This window comes from Flexivirga sp. (assembly GCF_035551235.1).
GTDB lineage: Bacteria > Actinomycetota > Actinomycetes > Actinomycetales > Dermatophilaceae > Flexivirga.
This window is the reverse complement of record NZ_DASZNO010000047.1, coordinates 194,417-210,957: the sequence shown is the minus strand read 5'-3', so window position 1 is coordinate 210,957 and position 16,541 is coordinate 194,417. Positions and strand designations below refer to the sequence as shown.

Annotated in this window: 17 protein-coding genes; 10 read left to right on the top strand and 7 right to left on the bottom strand. The window is 68.2% G+C overall.

The window, feature by feature from the left end:
- Positions 1 to 65: 65 nt before the first annotated feature.
- On the bottom strand, positions 66 to 959 hold the full coding sequence (locus VG502_RS17610) for an NUDIX hydrolase (protein ID WP_325551383.1): 894 nt from the start codon (positions 957 to 959) through the stop codon (positions 66 to 68).
- The gene (locus VG502_RS17605; RefSeq protein WP_325551382.1) at positions 956 to 1,834 is read right to left on the bottom strand and encodes a DUF3097 domain-containing protein; all 879 of its coding nucleotides are present in this window, start codon (positions 1,832 to 1,834) and stop codon (positions 956 to 958) included. The genes VG502_RS17610 and VG502_RS17605 overlap by 4 nt, the downstream gene beginning before the upstream one ends.
- Positions 1,835 to 1,970: 136 nt before the next feature.
- Between VG502_RS17605 and hrcA the strand changes: the two genes are divergently transcribed.
- Genes hrcA through VG502_RS17590 form a run of 3 tightly spaced genes read left to right on the top strand, consistent with a single transcriptional unit; the run spans position 1,971 to position 4,907 of the window.
- Positions 1,971 to 2,999 (top strand): heat-inducible transcriptional repressor HrcA, encoded by a 1,029-nt coding sequence (gene hrcA / locus VG502_RS17600; protein WP_325551381.1) that lies wholly within the window; start codon positions 1,971 to 1,973, stop codon positions 2,997 to 2,999.
- A gap of 36 nt (positions 3,000 to 3,035) precedes the next feature.
- On the top strand, positions 3,036 to 4,163 hold the full coding sequence (dnaJ, locus tag VG502_RS17595) for a molecular chaperone DnaJ (RefSeq protein WP_325551380.1): 1,128 nt from the start codon (positions 3,036 to 3,038) through the stop codon (positions 4,161 to 4,163).
- Between the two features lie 6 nt (positions 4,164 to 4,169).
- A complete protein-coding gene (locus tag VG502_RS17590) occupies positions 4,170 to 4,907 on the top strand; it encodes a 16S rRNA (uracil(1498)-N(3))-methyltransferase (RefSeq protein ID WP_325551379.1) in 738 nt (245 codons plus the stop codon).
- Here the strand turns inward: VG502_RS17590 and VG502_RS17585 are convergent, their stop codons facing one another.
- Positions 4,908 to 5,672: an ArsR/SmtB family transcription factor gene (locus VG502_RS17585; RefSeq protein WP_325551378.1), complete on the bottom strand. Its 765-nt coding sequence runs from the start codon at positions 5,670 to 5,672 to the stop codon at positions 4,908 to 4,910. It lies immediately after the preceding gene.
- 99 nt (positions 5,673 to 5,771) lie between these two features.
- Between VG502_RS17585 and VG502_RS17580 the strand changes: the two genes are divergently transcribed.
- Positions 5,772 to 7,175: an MFS transporter gene (locus VG502_RS17580; protein WP_325551377.1), complete on the top strand. Its 1,404-nt coding sequence runs from the start codon at positions 5,772 to 5,774 to the stop codon at positions 7,173 to 7,175.
- 26 nt (positions 7,176 to 7,201) lie between these two features.
- Here the strand turns inward: VG502_RS17580 and VG502_RS17575 are convergent, their stop codons facing one another.
- The 4 genes from VG502_RS17575 to VG502_RS17560 all read right to left on the bottom strand — a co-directional run bounded on the left by VG502_RS17575 (position 7,202) and on the right by VG502_RS17560 (position 10,661).
- On the bottom strand, positions 7,202 to 7,621 hold the full coding sequence (locus tag VG502_RS17575) for a GNAT family N-acetyltransferase (RefSeq protein ID WP_325551376.1): 420 nt from the start codon (positions 7,619 to 7,621) through the stop codon (positions 7,202 to 7,204).
- A 203-nt stretch (positions 7,622 to 7,824) separates the two neighbouring features.
- Entirely contained in the window at positions 7,825 to 9,357 is a 1,533-nt protein-coding gene (locus tag VG502_RS17570) for an HNH endonuclease (RefSeq protein ID WP_325551375.1), read from the bottom strand.
- Positions 9,358 to 9,560: 203 nt separating this feature from the next.
- Entirely contained in the window at positions 9,561 to 9,845 is a 285-nt protein-coding gene (locus VG502_RS17565; RefSeq protein WP_325551374.1) for a hypothetical protein, read from the bottom strand.
- A 66-nt stretch (positions 9,846 to 9,911) separates the two neighbouring features.
- Positions 9,912 to 10,661, bottom strand: coding sequence for an SDR family oxidoreductase (locus VG502_RS17560; RefSeq protein WP_325551373.1), 750 nt, complete (start codon positions 10,659 to 10,661; stop codon positions 9,912 to 9,914).
- Positions 10,662 to 10,775: 114 nt separating this feature from the next.
- On the opposite strand from VG502_RS17560, the gene VG502_RS17555 reads away from it, so the two are divergent.
- The 6 genes from VG502_RS17555 (at position 10,776) to VG502_RS17530 (ending at position 16,536) form a co-directional block, all read left to right on the top strand.
- Positions 10,776 to 11,714 (top strand): AraC family transcriptional regulator, encoded by a 939-nt coding sequence (locus tag VG502_RS17555; RefSeq protein WP_325551372.1) that lies wholly within the window; start codon positions 10,776 to 10,778, stop codon positions 11,712 to 11,714.
- Positions 11,715 to 11,848: 134 nt separating this feature from the next.
- Positions 11,849 to 12,943, top strand: a complete 1,095-nt coding sequence (locus VG502_RS17550) for a PhoH family protein (RefSeq protein ID WP_325551371.1) — start codon at positions 11,849 to 11,851, stop codon at positions 12,941 to 12,943.
- Positions 12,944 to 13,441 (top strand): rRNA maturation RNase YbeY, encoded by a 498-nt coding sequence (gene ybeY / locus VG502_RS17545; RefSeq protein ID WP_325551370.1) that lies wholly within the window; start codon positions 12,944 to 12,946, stop codon positions 13,439 to 13,441. It abuts the gene before it with no gap.
- 4 nt (positions 13,442 to 13,445) lie between these two features.
- Positions 13,446 to 14,804 (top strand): hemolysin family protein, encoded by a 1,359-nt coding sequence (locus VG502_RS17540; RefSeq protein ID WP_325551369.1) that lies wholly within the window; start codon positions 13,446 to 13,448, stop codon positions 14,802 to 14,804.
- Positions 14,801 to 15,712 carry a GTPase Era gene (gene era / locus VG502_RS17535; protein WP_325551368.1) on the top strand — a complete coding sequence of 304 codons (912 nt, stop codon included), beginning with the start codon at positions 14,801 to 14,803 and terminating at the stop codon, positions 15,710 to 15,712. The genes VG502_RS17540 and era overlap by 4 nt, the downstream gene beginning before the upstream one ends.
- A 77-nt stretch (positions 15,713 to 15,789) precedes the next feature.
- The gene (locus VG502_RS17530) at positions 15,790 to 16,536 is read left to right on the top strand and encodes a class I SAM-dependent methyltransferase (protein ID WP_325551367.1); all 747 of its coding nucleotides are present in this window, start codon (positions 15,790 to 15,792) and stop codon (positions 16,534 to 16,536) included.
- The last annotated feature ends 5 nt before the right edge of the window (positions 16,537 to 16,541 follow it).

Below are 16,541 nucleotides of genomic sequence, written 5' to 3'. Positions count from 1 at the left end.
GTGATCGCGGGGCTCTTCGGGTGGCAGGCGTCGCGAGCACCTTGCGAGGAATTGGAGTGAACGATTCAGCGCGGGAGCGGAAGTTTGGTGCCCACCTGGGCGCGCTCCTCGCGCACGGATCCGCGGAAGCGGTAGAGCTTCGCGGGTCGGCCGCCGGTGTCGTGCGAGACGTCACCGGTCGGTTCGACCAACTCGTGCTGCACCTCGACCGCGCGACGAAAATTCTGCTTGTGGACATGTTGCCCGGCGATGGCCTCGACGGTCTCCTGCAGCGCCAGCAGGGTGAACGTCTCCGGCATCAGCTCGAAGATCACCGGGCGATATTGCAGCTTGGCCCGGATGCGGGAGAGGCCGGTCGCCAGGATGCGTCGGTGGTCGTGCAGCATCGGGCCGGCGGTTAGTGCGGAAATGCTTCGAGCAGAGGGGGATTCGGCGACAAGCCCTGCCTCCCAGAGCAGCTCGTATCGTTGCAGCGCCAAGTCCGGCCGCCACGGACGTTCGTCATACGCGAAGAGGAAACGGCAGCGATCGAGGCGTTCCTCCGAGCCGTTCGACCAACGCCGCAGCGCGCGCTCCAGCTCCTCACCGAGCCGGTCCGGGCCGGAGTCGTCCAGGTGCCTTCGGTCCTCCCACGGCAGCAGGTCGTACAGCGGCGACCAGTCGGTCGGGCGAACACTGCCGGCGATCTGTGCACGAGTGAGCCCGAGGTAGGAGATCGAGACCATCCGGCGGTCGTCACTGGAGCGGCCGAGGTCGGCGAAGGTATAGAGCTGCTCGACATACCCGAGGTCGAATCCGCTGCGTTCACGCGCGAATTCGCGCACACCGGACTGCAGCGACTCCTCTTCGACGCGCAGCGGTCCGGCGGGGAGAGCGAGCGGTTCCCCGGACGCGAGCACCCATGGCCGGCCGACGTCGACCGCCAGCACGACGGCGACGAGCTCTGCCTCGAGGTTCACGGATGCGCCGTCACGAAATCGATGAGTTCCTCGACGCGGCCGAGCAGTTCGGGCTGCAGGTCGGTGTAGCTGCGCACCGTCCCGAGGATCCGCTTCCAGCCCATCGCGACGTCGGCCTGCGTCTCGTGCGGCCAGTCCAGCGCCGCGAGTATGCCGTGTTTCCAAGAGGTTCCGCGCGGGATGACCGGCCACGCCGTCCAACCGAGCCGCTCCGGCCGCACGGACTGCCAGACATCGACATACGGGTGTCCCAGCACCAGCACATCCCGCCGTGCCTCGGGTATGGCGAGGGCGTCCGCCACGATCCGCGCTTCCTTGGTGCCCGGGACGAGGTGATCCACCAGGACACCCATCCGGCGCTCCGGCGTCGGCGCGAAATCCCGGATCACCGCGCGCAGGTCATCGACACCGTGCAACGGCTCGACGACCACGCCTTCGATGCGCAGGTCAGCACCCCAGACCTTCTCGACCAACTCGGCGTCGTGCTTGCCCTCCACGAAGATCCGTGACCCGCGTGCGACACGTGCGGGTGTGTCGGCAACGGCACGGGATCCGCTGGCCGTCTGGGCCGCGGCATCGCGGGCGGCCTGGAGCGCGGCGGCGTCGGCCTTGCTGGTCGGCGCCGTGAGTTCCACGGGCTTGCCGTCGATGAGGAACCCGGGTCCCATCGGGAAGGCGCGGCTGCGACCGTGGCGGTCCTCCAGATGGACGACCCGCAGGCCGCCGGACTTCTCGACCGAGACCACGGCGCCGCACCAGCCGGTCTCCACTTCCTCGACCACCAGGCCGGTCTCCGCGGGAACCTGCTCCGAGCGGCCCCGGGGCGGCTTGCGCCAGTCGCCGGAGAGGACATCGGTGCCATATCTGTCGGTCACGTCGGGAAGGCTACCCAGTGGAGGTCTCGGAAGCCGTGAACGACATTGGCGATTCGGTCGGGTTGCGGCGGGCAAGTAGACTTGGCACTCGACATACATGAGTGCCAGCGAGCGGCCACGGAGGAGGTGCACGCCGATGAATGACGAACGCCGGTTGCAGGTGCTGCGCGCCATCGTGCAGGACTACGTGTCGACCTCCGAGCCGGTCGGCTCCAAGGCACTGCTCGATCGGCACCAGCTCGGGGTGAGCGCCGCGACCGTGCGCAATGACATGGCGGCCCTCGAGGAGGAGGGTCTGATCGCCGCGCCGCACACCTCCGCGGGCCGGATCCCCACCGACGCCGGCTATCGGCTGTATGTCGACAAGCTCAGCCAGATCAAGCCCCTCTCGCGTGCCGAGCGCACGGCGATCGAGACGTTCCTGGTCCGATCGGTCGACCTGGACGACGTGATCTCGCGCACGGTCCGGCTGCTGTCCTCGCTGACCGGGCAGGCGGCCGTCGTGCAATACCCGTCGCTCAACACGGCCATGGTGCGCCATGTGGAGCTGGTGCCGCGCTCGTCCGAGCGACTGACGCTCGTGGTCATCCTGTCCACCGGGCAGGTCGATCAGCGGGTCATCGATCTGGGCCGGTCGATGACCGAGGCCGAGGCGGACGAGCTGATCCAGCAGTTGCGGGCGGGCCTCAACGACAAGAGCGTCGGCCTGCGGCGTGCCGTCGCGGCCGCAGCGTTGCGGGACTGGTCCGCCGAGCTGCTCGAGCACAACCCGCAGGACTCACGCCCGGCCGTCATCGAGGGGGTCGCCGCGGCGCTCGCGGAGGAGCGTGAGGACCGCGTCGTGCTCGGCGGCACGGCCAACCTGGTGCGCTCCAGCGACTTCGCGCTGTCCCTCGGCCCGCTGCTCGATGCCCTCGAGGAACACGTCGTGCTGTTGCGGTTGTTGACGCAGGAGGGCGGCGAAGCCACCGAAGGAGTCGCGGTCCGCATCGGCACCGAAAACACGATCAGCGGACTCACCGGCACCTCGCTGGTGACCACGGCATACGACGCGGGCAGCCTCGCCAGCCTGGGAGTGCTCGGCCCGACGCGCATGGATTACCCCTCGACCATGGCGGCGGTGCGTGCGGTGGCACGCTATGTCGCCGACATCCTGGACAACTGACCCCGAAACCGCACTCGAATAGCTCGAAGGAGCTTCGTGAACGACTACTACGGCGACCTGGGCGTCGCACAGACCGCGAGCCCGGAAGAGATCAAGCGGGCCTACCGCAAGCTGGCCCGCAAGCTGCATCCGGACGTCAATCCGTCCGAGGAGGCGTCCGACCAGTTCAAGAAGGTCGCCCAGGCGTATGACGTGCTGGGTGATGCCGAGAAGCGGCGCGCCTACGACATGGGCAGCGACCCCTATGCCACTGCCACCGGCGGCGCCGGCTACGGCCAGGGCTTCTCGTTCTCGGACATCATGGACGCGTTCTTCGGCGGCGCCGGCGCCGCGCAGGGCGGCCCCCGCTCGCGTATGCAGCGTGGCCAGGATGCACTCATCGCGGTGGAGATCGACCTCGGCACAGCGGTTTTCGGTGGTGCCGAAGAGCTCACGTTCGACACCGCGGTCTCCTGCTCGGTCTGTCACGGAGACGGTGCGCGACCGGGCACCGGCAAGCACACCTGCGACATCTGTCACGGCAGTGGTCAGGTGCAGGAGGTGCAGCGGTCGTTCCTCGGCCAGGTCATGACCACGCGTCCGTGCCAGGCCTGCCGCGGTTTCGGCGAGATCATCGACGACCCGTGCTTCAACTGCTCGGGCGAGGGCCGTGTGCGCGACCGCCGCACCATCACCGTCAAGGTGCCGGCCGGCGTCGACACCGGCACCCGCATCCAGCTCAGCGGCGAGGGCGAGGTCGGCTCCGGCGGCGGCCCGGCCGGGGACCTGTATGTCGAGGTGCGTGTCCGCAAGCACGCGACCTTCCAGCGGCGCGGCGACGACCTGCACTGCTCGGTCGAGCTGCCGATGACCGCTGCCGCGCTCGGCACGACTCTGCCGCTCGAGACGTTCGACGGCGAGCGCGACGTCGAGATCCCGCAGGGCACGCAGCCCGGCGACGTGATCACGCTGCGCGGCCTCGGCGTGACGCACCTGCGCTCGCAGGTCCGCGGTGACCTGCTGGTGCACGCCAATGTGCGGGTGCCCACCAAGTTGGACCCGCAGCAGGAGGAACTGCTCCGGCTGCTGGCCAAGGAGCGCGGCGAGGAGCGCCCCGAGGCCCGCTTCGGCCGGGTCGAGAAGGGCCTCTTCGGCAAGCTGCGCGACGCCTTCCAGGCCAAGTAGCAGCGCGTGACGTCGCGCTTGTTCTTCGCCGCACCCGGTGCGCTCGACGGACTGGTCGTGGGCGACACGGTTGCGGTGGCGGGTGACGAGGCGCGGCACGCCGTGGTCGTCAGTCGGCTCGGGGCCGGCGAGGCCGTGCAAGTCGCGGACGGGTCCGGTCGTGTGGCCGAGGGTGAGATCGTCTCCGCGGTTCGCGATCAGCTCACGGTGCAGATCGCCTCACTGAGCGAATCCGACCAGCCGACAACGCGATTCGTGCTGATGCAGGCGCTGGCGAAGGGTGGCCGCGACGAGCAGGCGGTGGAGGCGGCCGTCGAGCTCGGTGTCGACGCGGTGATCCCATGGCAGGCCGATCGCAGCATCGTGCAATGGCGCGGGGACAAGGCGGCCAAGGCGCATCGCAAGTGGGAGTCGCTCGCGCTGGCCGCGAGCAAGCAGTCCCGTCGGCCGACCGTGCCGCAGGTGGAACCGGTCGTGACCAGCCGGGGCGCGGCCGCGCGCCTGCAAGAGGCGGACGCTGTCGTCATACTTCATGAGGATGCGGAGGCGTCGATCGCCGAATTCGACGTGCCCGCAGGCGAAATCGTCGTCGTGGTGGGCCCGGAGGGAGGCATCACGCCGGACGAGTTGACGGCCTTCGAGGGCGCCGGCGGTTGCGCCATACGACTGGGACCGACGGTGTTGCGTGCGTCGAACGCCGGCCCGACCGCGCTCGCGGTGCTGCTGGCGCGCAGCCGCTGGTAGTCAGCCGGCCAACTGCTCGGAGATCGCGGGCGCGAGCCGGGCGAAGCCGTCGGCGCCCGCCTCGGTGAGTGCGAGCTCTCGCGGGCGCGGGCCGTCGCAGACCCATTCACGCTCGCGAGCAGCCGTCAGGATCGCCGCACCGAGTGCGCCTGCGAGGTGTTCCTGCTGCTCTGTCCAGTCCAGGCAGAAGCGCAGCGTCGGGCGACTGAGCGCCTCGACAGACGCGAGATCGACGCCCCACGAAGGTAATTCGTCGGCCGCGCGCGGCCCGAGCACGAAGTGCCCGGCGCCCACCGGCGCGGACAACCGGTCGCCGGCCCGTCGACGGGTGTCGGCGTGCGCGTCCGACGGTTTGAGCACGGCCGAGTCGATCAGCGCGGCCGTGATCGCGACCCCGAGCCGTCCGGCGAAGTGGTCGTAACACGTGCGGGCGGTGCGTAACCGTTGCATGCGCGTGCCTGCCCGCAGTGAGGTGATCGGCGGCAGGGGAGTCATTGCGCTCAGTGCCTCGTAGGCGGCGGCGACCTGCTGGTCGGCGAGGTAGTAGAAGCGGTGCCGGCCGCTCACCTCGACCCCGACCATGCCCGCGGCGAGCATCCGCCGCAGGTGTCCGCTCGCGGTCGCCGCGCTGACGCCCGCCTCGGCCGCCAGCCGGGACGCGGGGAGCCGCCGTCCGTCGATCAGTGCGCCGAACATCTGTGCCCTGGCCCGGTCCGCGAAGATCGCGGCGATGTCGGCGACGTCCGGTGTCGGTTTCTCGGCCATACCGTCATTGTGGGCGACGGACGCTTCGGCAGCCAGCGAAGTGTCTTGCGACGACATGGTTCGGCAGGCGCCGAAGGTTCACGGACGCATTCTCGTCGTATGGCGAACCACGGCACGTCAACCCACTCTCGCAGCGCACCCGCGACGGTCGCCCGGCGTGAGCGCGGCAGCGGTCGCGGCTTGGTGGTCCTGTGCGCGGCGATGTTCCTGGTACTGCTGGATGTGTCCATCGTCAACGTTGCGCTGCCGAGCATCGAGCGCGGACTGAGCGGTGGCACCGCCGGCGCGCAAGCCGTCGTCGACAGCTACACGGTGCCGCTCGCTGCGCTGTTGTTGACCGCGGGGACGATCTCCGACAGGTGGGGTGCCCGTCGCTCGTTCGTGGCCGGGCTCGTGGCGTTCGGTGTCGGATCAGTCGGCTGTGCGGCGGCAATCACGTTGCCAATGCTGGTGATCGGCCGAGTGGTGCAAGGATTCGGGGCGGCGGCGATGTTGCCGGCCAGCCTCTCCCTGATCGCCGCGATCTGGGACGACGAGAAGGAGCGGGCGCGCGCGATCGCGATCTGGTCCGGGGTGTCGGGATCGGCGGTCGCCATCGGTCCGCTGGTCGGCGGAGCGCTGATCGGGTTGGGTGGCTGGCGGCTGATCTTCCTGATCAATCTGCCCGTGGTGTTCGCTGCGATCGTCGGCGCGCGGTCCCTGCCGCCCGGCGATCGGAAGGCGCGTCCGCTCGACTGGATCGGTGCCGTGACCTCGACCATCTGCCTCGGGTCGGCCATCGCCGGTCTGATCGAGATCGGCCGTGCCGGACTCACGCCGATCGGCCTGGCGCTCATCGGTGCTGGTGTTGTGGCGCTGCTCTCCTTCGTGATCGGACAGCGCCGGGCTCGGGCGCCGATGGTGCCGCGCGAGTTGTGGCGGAACGCTGCCCTGGTGCGGTCGTGTGCGGGGTCGCTCGGGATGAATCTTGTGGGCAACGGCTCGCTGCTGGTGCTCGCGTTCCTCTTCCAAGTGGTGCAGGGCCGTGGCGCCCTTGCCGCGGGGCTCGCGACGCTGCCGATCTTCGCGCCGCTGGCGCTCGTGCCGTTGATCGGGCGGCGCTGGATGGTGCGGGTGTCCCCGCATCGGCTGATCCGCGGCGGGTTCACGGTCGGTGTGGTCGGACAGGTCGCGCTCGCCGTCGCTGTATGGCGCTCCCCGTACGCGCTGCTGCCCCTGGTCCCCGGAATGCTGCTCGCGGGCACGGCACTCGGGATGCTGGTGATGCCGCTGGTCGCCACGGCGGTGGCGGCAGCGCCGTCATACAGCGGGCTGGTGGGTGGTCTGAACAACGCCTCGCGGCAGACGGGCACGTCATTCGGCGTTGCACTCTTCGGCGTGATTGCCGGATCGGCTGCTGCACCCGGCGCCACCACTCGTATGGCGTGCTGCTTCGTCGTCGGTGCTGGGATCTGGTTGCTCGCGGGGCTCGTCGCCGGAGGACGTTCGGACGAGCACCTGTGACAGAGCCATCCTGGGCGTCGGGCGGACTACGTGACGTCGAAGCGGTGCGGTATGGCGTCGCCGGAGTCTCGGTACGGAACGAATCCCATCGCGGCGTAGTAGGCGAGTGCGGGCGGGCTGTCGGCACCGATGGTGGCGTCGATGTGCCGCAGGCCGGCGGCCTTCGCTGCCGCGAACGATGTTGCGAAAAGGCGGCGTCCCAGGCCGGTTCGTCCGACGTCAGGGTGGATGTGCGTCCCGATGATCCCCCAACCCTCTGGCACGTCATACGGGTTCCCCGGCCACGCCCGCTTGAGAGACTGGAAGCCAACAACATGGCCGTCCTGTTCGGCAACCGAGCAAGCGACCGTGTGCTCCATATCGAGGTACCGCTCGCGAATGTCGGCGACGTCGACCATGGTCGCGCGCAGGCCTGCGTGGTAAATGGCGTTCTGTACCTCAGCCATGTCCTCAGCATCAGAAGTTCGCGCGGGTCGGATCTTGATCACGTCTCCATACTGCTGCACGGTGGGTCCGCCGCATTCGGCAGAACCCAAGTCGGCGGGTTCAGTACCCGGATCGGGCGGGGAACGTCCACTGGCGCGGCGTCACGGGTGGGCTGGGCCGGCTCGCGGGGAGGCTTGTGAGCAACGGGTTGTGCGACCACGGGTTAGCTGGTCCAGTGTTTCCAGGTGACGTCGATGAGGGTTCGTTCGACGTATGACCTGGTGGGTGGTGGCAATCCTGGTGGTGCCGGTGGCCTACTGGTCGCGGTGAGGCTGCCGAGGTGGGTGGTGGTTTCGCCGGCGTGACCGGTGACGTGGTGGTCGGGGTGTTCTTTGGCGTAGTTGCACCATTCGCAGAGGCCGTCGCCGTTGCGTTCGCTGGTTGGCCCGCCGTCGGCGTGGGGTCGGATGTGGTCGGTATGTCGGATCGGTGCCGTGCAGTAGGGGGTGCGGCAGGTCTGGTCGCGCAGCTTGATGAATTCCGCGAGGAGGCCGGTGTAGGTGCGGGCTCGGGAGTCCATGCCGACCAGGTCGCCGGTGTCGGGGAAGGCGAAGATGCGCCGGACTTGGAGGGCCAGGTCGGGGTCGGTCAGCCACTCGCGGGCCAGGTCGGCCGGGATTGGGCCGTAGCCGGGAAGGTAGGCCGGCACGTCACCCGTCAGGGTGTCCAGTGGCATCAGCAGGTTGATCCGGAGCTGCGGCTTCGGCGAGCTGTTGGGGGTCCGCGCGGGTTGTGGGTTGTCAGCAGCGGCCGACTCAGGTCCGCTTCCGTCGGGCTGCCCGGTTGTGTTCGGTGCGGCGGCCGCGTCCGGCGATCCGGACCACTCAGATGATCCAGGTCCGTCGGCCGGTTCGGCAGTAGCGGACGGATCGTCGTTGTTCACAGTTGGTTCGGAGGCTGCGGACGAATCCGCATTGTCCATGGGCTGGTTCGCGTCCATGGGGAAGCGTCCGGTGACACGCCCGATCAGGGTGTCGGCCATCACTTGCCCGCGTGGGTGGTCCGGGGTTGCGGTGGCGTCGGCGGCGCTTGATAGCGCTGCGAAGCAGGCGACGCCGTCCTTGACCGGTAGCAGCGCGCTCAGCCGGGTCATGCAGTCCGGCGCCGGCCGCAGGGTGACCCGGCGTTCGGTCTCGGCCCGGGCTCGCCGCGCGGTGACCGCCGCGGGGTCGGCCTGGTAGGCGTGCTTCTTGGCCTCGGCCTCGAGCCGCTGGTGACTGACCTCGCCGAGTTGGTCGGCGATGGCCGCGTCCACCGCGGCGCGATCGTCTCGCGCCAAACATGCGGTCTCCCGGCACAGCACGGTGGCGTCCCACTCGGTGATCACCCCGGCGGCCAGTGCGCTGCGGGTGTGTGGCATCTCCTCGACCACGGCGTGCGCGAGACCGAGCAACCGGGAGCCCAGATGCGGCGCGCAGCGCCGGGCGAGTGCGACCTGTGAGCCGGCCTCTCGGGCGGTGTCGGCCTTGGAGATGCCGCGCGGCACATCTCGCGCCGACTGGTTCTCGTGCACGGCCACCGCAAGACGTGCCTGCCGCGCGGCCAGAGCGTTCTTCAACTCCTCGCACGCCTGCAACTCGGCCAGCAGGTCATCGCTGGTGACCGGACCGTCGAGCCGGTGGTGGAAGGCACGCACCGCAGACGCGTCGAGGGCGCCAATAGTGCCCGTTCCCGCGTCGTGCGATGTATCGTTCATGTGTTCGATTATGTCATGAATTTGCCTGCGATACAACGCTTTTCGTGCTCGAGTGTTATCCACATCCCCTCGTGCGCCTACGGTTGTCCACAAGGCCGTCAGGTGTACTGGACCACCAGGTTTGGTAGCTCTGCCCTGCAGCGGTCACGCGAGTGGCAGGACGTCGTCATCTCCACGTCCGGTTCGGATCGCCGATCGGGACGCTAAAAGGTGGGTGGGCTACGTACGCCGAGCCATTGGATGGCTCCGTAGTCTTCGAATCGCCTTGCCTCGATGAAACCGAGGTTGTCGGCGACTCGTATCGAGGCTGCGTTACCCAGCTGCGTCCAGACCACGACCAATTGGACGTCGGTTGCCGTGACGCCCGCTACCTCAACCATCTCGCGCAGCGGTTCGGGTTCGCCGGGCTTGGCATCGATCCGGTCCCATGGCACATCGAACGCGCGACGACCGCGATCGGCGAAGCAGGACTGTCGGGCACGCTGCATGCGGAGCTGGGGACCATTGAGTCCTATGCGTGCGCCCCGGGCGTTTCGACACTGCGCGGCGCGGTGTCACCACGGAACGGGGCCTTCATCGCTCGAGAAGGTCCCGGACGGACCGTCGGGTCCGAGCAGGGCCAACTCGACGATGCGGCGTGCGCCGTCCTCGACGCTCTTCGTGCCCTGGAAGTTGTTCAGCGCGGTGGAGGTGAATCCCGGGTCCGCTGCATTCACCCTGATGCCCTCGGACTCGAGGGTGGCAGCGAATCCGACCGTGACGGCGTGCAGTGCGGCTTTCGACGTCGGGTAGACGCCGAACATCGCACGGTGCGGGTTCGCCGGGTCGGAATTCAGTGTCAGTGAGCCGCCACTGCTGCCGACATTCACGATTCGCGCTTCGGGTGATTTGCGAAGAAGCGGCAGCATGGCCTGCGTGAGCGCAATGACCCCGAAAACGTTCGTCTCGAAGATCTCGCGGACGGTCTCGAGGGGAACGACGGTGAGGAGCCCCATAGCGCCGCGCTCCTGAAGCGGCGTGCTCGGGTCGCCCACGAATGAAACACCCGCGTTGTTGACGAGCACGTCGAGGCGGCCGAAATCGGTGCGCATGCGGTCGGCGGCCGCGGTGATCGAAGCCTCGTCCGTGACGTCCAGCTGGACCGGGTGGGCATCGTTCCCGATGCGTGCCGCGGACTCTGCCCCACGGGCGGCGTCGCGCGAGCCGACGAGCACGGTGAATCCGTGCGTCGTGAGGCCCCTCGCCACCTCGAAGCCGATTCCTGCGTTGGCGCCGCTGACGAGGGCGACTGGTTTGTCGGTCATGCTGAACTCCTGTTCGTGGTGTCGTCGGCCTGCTCGCTACAGCACACAGTCTTCCGGGCCTGAATCGGATGAGGAATAACGTCGGGTCCGATTTTCGTGCTCTAGAATCCACCAATGCCGAACGATCGACTGTCCGAAGTCCTCGAGTTCATCGAGGTCCGCAGCGTCATCTCGGGCGGCGTCGCGGTGAACGGCCCGTGGGAGGCACGCGCCGACGTCGGTGAGGAGTTGAAGTTCTGCGCGATGGTGCAGGGCGAAGCCCGGCTGACCACCAACGGCATCGAGGCACCGATCCAGCTCAGAGCCGGCGATGTCGCCCTGCTCAACGCTCGCGCCTGGCTGGCGCTGCGGGGAGGGATCGACCAGGGCGCACCGGTCGCGGTGGATCCGCCATCCAGCGGCTCCATCACCCGCATCGACGATGCCGATCTGAGGACCGCAGACGTCTTCGTCGGAGGTCAGGTGGAGCTCAACCCGACCGGCAAGGAACTCCTTCTGCAGGCACTTCCGCCGGTCGCCCATGTCCGTTCCTCCGCTGCGGCGGCGCCGCACCTACGGGGTCACCTGGACCGGCTGTTCAAGGAGACCGTCGAGAATCAAGTTGGTTCGGACTTCGCGATTCGTCAATACGGACAGCTGCTCCTGCTCGAGGTGCTCCGCGGTTTCATGCGGGAAGCGGACGTCCCGATCGGCTGGTTGAAGGTGCTCGCGGACGAACGACTGCGTCCCGCATTGACGCTCATCCATGAGCAGCCGGCGAAGGCCTGGAGCCTGGAGGATCTGGCACGCGCTGCCGCGATGTCACGGACTGCGTTCGCCGAGCGATTCCGCGAAGTGGCGGGTGCGCCTCCGTTGTCCTACCTGATCAACTGGCGAATGCTGCTGGCGCAGCGGGAGTTGCGCTCGGCTGACACTCGCATCCGGCCGCTTGCGCTCCAGCTGGGATATTCGTCGGAGAGTGCGTTCAGCACAGCGTTCAAGCGCAATGTCGGGGAGTCTCCGCAGCACTACCGCTCACGCGTGCGCCGCGAAGCACAACTCCAAGAGGGTTGACAATTGGAGCTCGGACGAAGACGCGCATCTCCACGCCAGCCGAAATGATTGACGAACGCGCACGGCACTCGTCCGCGGGATCGGCACTAATGAATTCGAGTGCGCGGTGCTGCGCCCGTAGAATGGGACGCACGATGACAAGCGACCACCATGATCCCCAGCCCGGAATGCTGAACCGGCCGACCGGCGACACCGCCACCGGCCACGGCGTGCCGGGCGACGTCGAAGCCGAGCACACCGTCGAGATCGCGCCCGACGTGTCCATGGTGACGCTCCTCGGGCCGCGCGACGAGTTGTTGCGCACGATGGAGCGGGCCTTCCCGAAGCTGACGATCCACGTGCGTGGCAACGTCTTCCACCTCGCCGGGCCGCCCGCCGACATGGCATTGGTCGAGGAGTTGCTCGACGAGTTGCTGACGGTGATCGACGCGGGCCAGCAGCTCAACCGCGATGCGGTGGAGCGCTCGATCGGCATGTTGCGCGGCCGCACCCGCGAGCGCCCGGCCGATGTGCTGACGATGAACATCGTCAGCAGCCGGGGTCGCACCATCCGGCCCAAGACGCTCGGTCAGAAGGAGTATGTCGACGCGATCGACGATCACACCGTCGTCTTCGGCATCGGGCCGGCCGGCACCGGCAAGACCTACCTGGCGATGGCGAAGGCGGTCGCCGCGCTGCAGGCCAAGCAGGTCAACCGGATCATCCTGACCCGCCCGGCCGTCGAGGCCGGCGAGCGGCTCGGCTTCCTGCCCGGCACGCTCAACGACAAGATCGACCCTTACCTGCGCCCGCTGTATGACGCGCTGCACGACATGATCGACCCCGACTCGATCCCACGGCTGATGGCCAGCGGCACGATCGAGGTCGCTCCGTTGGCGTACATGCGTGGTCGCACCCTGAATGACGCGTTCATCATCCTGGACGAGGCCCAGAACACCTCGGCCGAGCAGATGAAGATGTTCCTGACCCGACTCGGCTTCGGCTCCAAGATGGTCGTGACAGGTGACGTCACGCAGATCGACCTGCCCGGCGGCACGGCGTCGGGGCTGCGAGTGGTGCAGGACATTCTCGAGGACGTCGAGGACATCCACTTCTCCCGCCTGACGGCCCAGGACGTCGTGCGGCACCGGTTGGTCAGCGCCATCGTCGAGGCCTACGAGGAGTTCGACGCCCGCGGGGCGTCCGCGCGTCCGGCCAACGTCGTGCGCGCCGAGCGGCGGGATCGCTGAATGAGCATCGACCTGCTCAACGAAACGGACTTCGAGGTCGACCTGCCCGAGTTGCACGAGTGCGCGGTCCACGTGTTGCGCGAACTCAACGTCCACCCCGAGGTGGAGCTCTACATCGGCATCATCGACGAGCCGGCGATGGAGATCCTGCACAAGCAGTGGATGGACCTGTCCGGTCCGACCGACGTGATGAGCTTCCCGATGGACGAGTTGCGTCCGGGCAAGGCCGGTGACGAGCCGGTCGAGGGAGTGCTCGGTGACATCGTGTTGTGCCCGACGGTCGCGGCGAAACAGGCCGCCGAGGCGGGGCACACGACCGCCGAGGAGTTGCTGCTGCTGACCGTGCACGGTTTGCTGCACCTGCTCGGATTCGATCACGCCGAGCCGGAGGAGCGTCGCGAGATGTTCTCGCTGCAGCGCACGCTGCTGCTCACCTTCCTGGCCGGCCGCGAGCGGCAGGGTGAGGACGTGCGCATCATTCCGCCGACCGGCGAGTGAACCGATGATTCCCCTCCTTCTGGCGGCACTGGCGTCAGTGGTGCTCGGCTTCGGCTTCGCCGCTGTCGACTCGTCACTCAGCCGGATCGGCCGCCATACCTCCGAGGACCTGGTCGAGCAGAAGCGCCGCGGCGCGGACGCGCTCGGCCGGCTCGTCGAGGACAGTTCAGCGGTTGCCATGGTGCTCGCGTTCCTGCGGGTGGCGGCCGAGGCGACGGCTGCGGTGCTGGTGACGCTCGCCGTCCGCGAGGCCATCGACAGCTTCTGGGTCGCGCTGCTGATCGCGGTCGTCGTCATGGCCATCGTCTCGTTCGTGCTGGTCGGTGTGTCGCCGCGTACGCTGGGGCGCCAGCACGCCATCGCGGTGGCACTCGGGGCCGCACCGGTCGTGCTGTGGCTGCACCGCATCCTCGGCCCGATCGCACGTGCGCTGGTCGCCGTCGGCAACGCGGTCACGCCGGGCCGCGGCTATCGCGACGGCCCGTTCGACACCGAGGAAGAACTGCGCGAATACGTCGATCTGGCAACGGATTCCGAGCTCATCGAAGACGACGAGCGCAAGATGATCCAGTCGGTGTTCGAGCTCGACGAGACCGTCGTACGCGAGCTGATGGTGCCGCGGCCGGACATGCTGACCATCGACGCGGGCAAGACGCTCGGCCAGGCGATGCGGTTGTTCCTGCGCTCCGGCTTCTCCCGGGTGCCGGTGACCGTCGGCAGTCCCGACGCCATCGACGGCGTCCTCTACTTCAAGGACGTCGCGGCGCGCGTCTTCCGGCACGACGAGATGCTCGACCAGCCGGTCGCCTCGGTCATGCGTGACGTGACGTTCGTGCCGGACAGCAAGCCCGCCGACGACCTGCTGCGCGAGATGCAGCTGGCCAGAAGGCATTTCGCCATCGTGATCGACGAGTATGGCGGCACCGCCGGGCTGGTCACGCTGGAGGACATCATCGAGGAGGTCGTCGGCGAGATCGACGACGAGTTCGACCGGGTGACACCGGGACCCGAGCCGCTGCCGGACGGCACGGTCCGTGTCCCGGCTCGTATGGCGGTCGACGACCTGGCCGAATACTTCGACGTCACGATCGAGGACGACGACGTCGAAACGGTCGGTGGGCTGCTGGCCAAACTGGTGGGGCGCGTGCCGATCCCCGGCGCCACCGCCGAGGTCGAGGGCCTGCGCCTCGTTGCGGAGCGACTGGCCGGTCGCCGGCATCAGATCGCGACCGTCGTCGTCGAACGTGTCGCGAGCGATGAGCAGCAGGACGATGACGGACGCACCGAAACGGGGGCGGATGCGGGCGAACCGGCCGCCATACAGGAGGATGGGCGCAAGTCGGCAAAGGATGTACTGCAATGAATAGCTATCGCGCGGGGTTCGCGTGCCTCGTCGGGCGACCGAACGCAGGCAAGTCGACGCTGACCAATGCCCTCGTGGGCCAGAAGGTCGCGATCACGTCGAGCAAACCGCAGACGACCCGGCACACGATCCGTGGCATCGCCACCACTCCCGAGGCGCAGCTGATCCTGGTGGACACACCCGGGCTGCACAAGCCGCGCACGCTGCTCGGTCAGCGGCTCAACGACGTCGTCCGCGAGACGCTCATGGACGTCGACGTGATCGGCTTCTGCCTGCCGTGCGATCAGCGGATCGGCCCGGGTGACCAGTTCATCGCCGCCGAGCTCGCCGAGCTGCGACGCGGCCGCAAGCGTCCGGTGGTCGCGCTGGCGACCAAGTCCGACACCGTTGACAGGGACCGGCTCGCTCAGCACCTGGTGGCCATCGACCAGCTGGGCGACTGGCAGGAGATCGTGCCGTGTTCGGCCACCGGTGGCGACCAGGTCGAGACCGTGCTCTCGGTGCTGATGAAGTACCTGCCCGAGTCACCGAAGCTCTACCCGGACGGTGTGCTGACCGACGAGCCCGACGACGTCATGGTCGCCGAGCTGGTGCGGGAGGCCGCCCTGGAAGGCGTTCGCGACGAGTTGCCGCACAGCATCGCCGTGGTCGTCGACGAGATGCTCCCGCGTGAGGGCCGCCCCGCCGACCGCCCGCTGATGGACGTGCGGGTCAACATCTTCGTCGAGCGGTCCAGCCAGAAGGCCATCATCATCGGACGCGGCGGTTCGCGCCTGCGCGACGTCGGCACCCGCGCGCGGACCGCGATCGAGGAACTGCTCGGGCAGAAGGTCTTCCTCGACCTGCACGTCAAGATCGCCAAGGACTGGCAGCGCGACCCCAACCAGCTCTCGAAATTGGGCTTCTGATGCGCCGCTTCGTTCCTCAGCGCCGCATCGAGCCCGATGCTTTTTCTCCGTCCTTCGGCCGGAAGGCTTTCTGAGGCATGGCACGCGATCGGGAGAGCCTGTCCTGGGCCGAGTTCGGCGAGGTGCTGCGCCTGCCGGTCGACCCGGACCGCGACTACGTTCACGGAATCCCTTGGGATGCAGCGAGTTTCCTGCCGGAGCTGCCACTGATCGACATCGGTTCCGGCAGCGGGCTGACCACGGTCACCCTCGCCGAACGATTCGCGCAGGCCGAGATCATCTCGGTCGAGCCCGAGCCGTTGACGCGGTCCCTGCAGATGCTGCGCATCGCCGAGCGCGATGACATCCGGGCGCGCACGACGGTGCTGCCGGAGTCGATCCTGGACGCCTGGTTGCCCGACCGGTGCGGGGGAGCGTTGCTCTTCAACGTCATCTACTTCCTCGGCGGCCGGGACCGCGAGGCGTTCTGGCAGCGTATGGCGCAGGTCCTCGTGCCGGGTGCACCGATCCTGATGAGTCGTTCGTATGGCGGAGTGCCCTCCGAGCCGGTCGAACGCAAGCTGGTGAACTCCGCTCGGATGGGCCGGCACGAATACCAGCGCTGGTTCGAATCCCAGCCGGTGCCGGGTGGTCGGGTCGAGATCACCAACACCTTCCGGGTGTTGCGCGATGGCGAGCAGGTGCGTGAGGTCGTCTCGACGATCCATGCGGTCGGTCTCGACGAGGAGATCGTGCTCGGTGAGGTGCCGATCGGGCACTTCGGCATCGAGGAGATCGACGAGCGCTATTTCGCGATCCGGCGCCTGCCCGACATCAAGCGGTAGGTCGG

Coding starts and splice junctions, on each gene's coding strand:
- hrcA (WP_325551381.1), top strand. CDS start 1,971: ATGAATGACGAACGCCGGTTGCAGGTGCTGCGCGCCATCGTGCAGGAC.
- VG502_RS17585 (WP_325551378.1), bottom strand. CDS start 5,672: ATGGCCGAGAAACCGACACCGGACGTCGCCGACATCGCCGCGATCTTC.
- VG502_RS17580 (WP_325551377.1), top strand. CDS start 5,772: ATGGCGAACCACGGCACGTCAACCCACTCTCGCAGCGCACCCGCGACG.
- VG502_RS17575 (WP_325551376.1), bottom strand. CDS start 7,621: ATGGCTGAGGTACAGAACGCCATTTACCACGCAGGCCTGCGCGCGACC.
- VG502_RS17570 (WP_325551375.1), bottom strand. CDS start 9,357: ATGAACGATACATCGCACGACGCGGGAACGGGCACTATTGGCGCCCTC.
- VG502_RS17565 (WP_325551374.1), bottom strand. CDS start 9,845: ATGCAGCGTGCCCGACAGTCCTGCTTCGCCGATCGCGGTCGTCGCGCG.
- VG502_RS17560 (WP_325551373.1), bottom strand. CDS start 10,661: ATGACCGACAAACCAGTCGCCCTCGTCAGCGGCGCCAACGCAGGAATC.
- VG502_RS17555 (WP_325551372.1), top strand. CDS start 10,776: ATGCCGAACGATCGACTGTCCGAAGTCCTCGAGTTCATCGAGGTCCGC.
- VG502_RS17550 (WP_325551371.1), top strand. CDS start 11,849: ATGACAAGCGACCACCATGATCCCCAGCCCGGAATGCTGAACCGGCCG.
- ybeY (WP_325551370.1), top strand. CDS start 12,944: ATGAGCATCGACCTGCTCAACGAAACGGACTTCGAGGTCGACCTGCCC.
- VG502_RS17540 (WP_325551369.1), top strand. CDS start 13,446: ATGATTCCCCTCCTTCTGGCGGCACTGGCGTCAGTGGTGCTCGGCTTC.
- era (WP_325551368.1), top strand. CDS start 14,801: ATGAATAGCTATCGCGCGGGGTTCGCGTGCCTCGTCGGGCGACCGAAC.
- VG502_RS17530 (WP_325551367.1), top strand. CDS start 15,790: ATGGCACGCGATCGGGAGAGCCTGTCCTGGGCCGAGTTCGGCGAGGTG.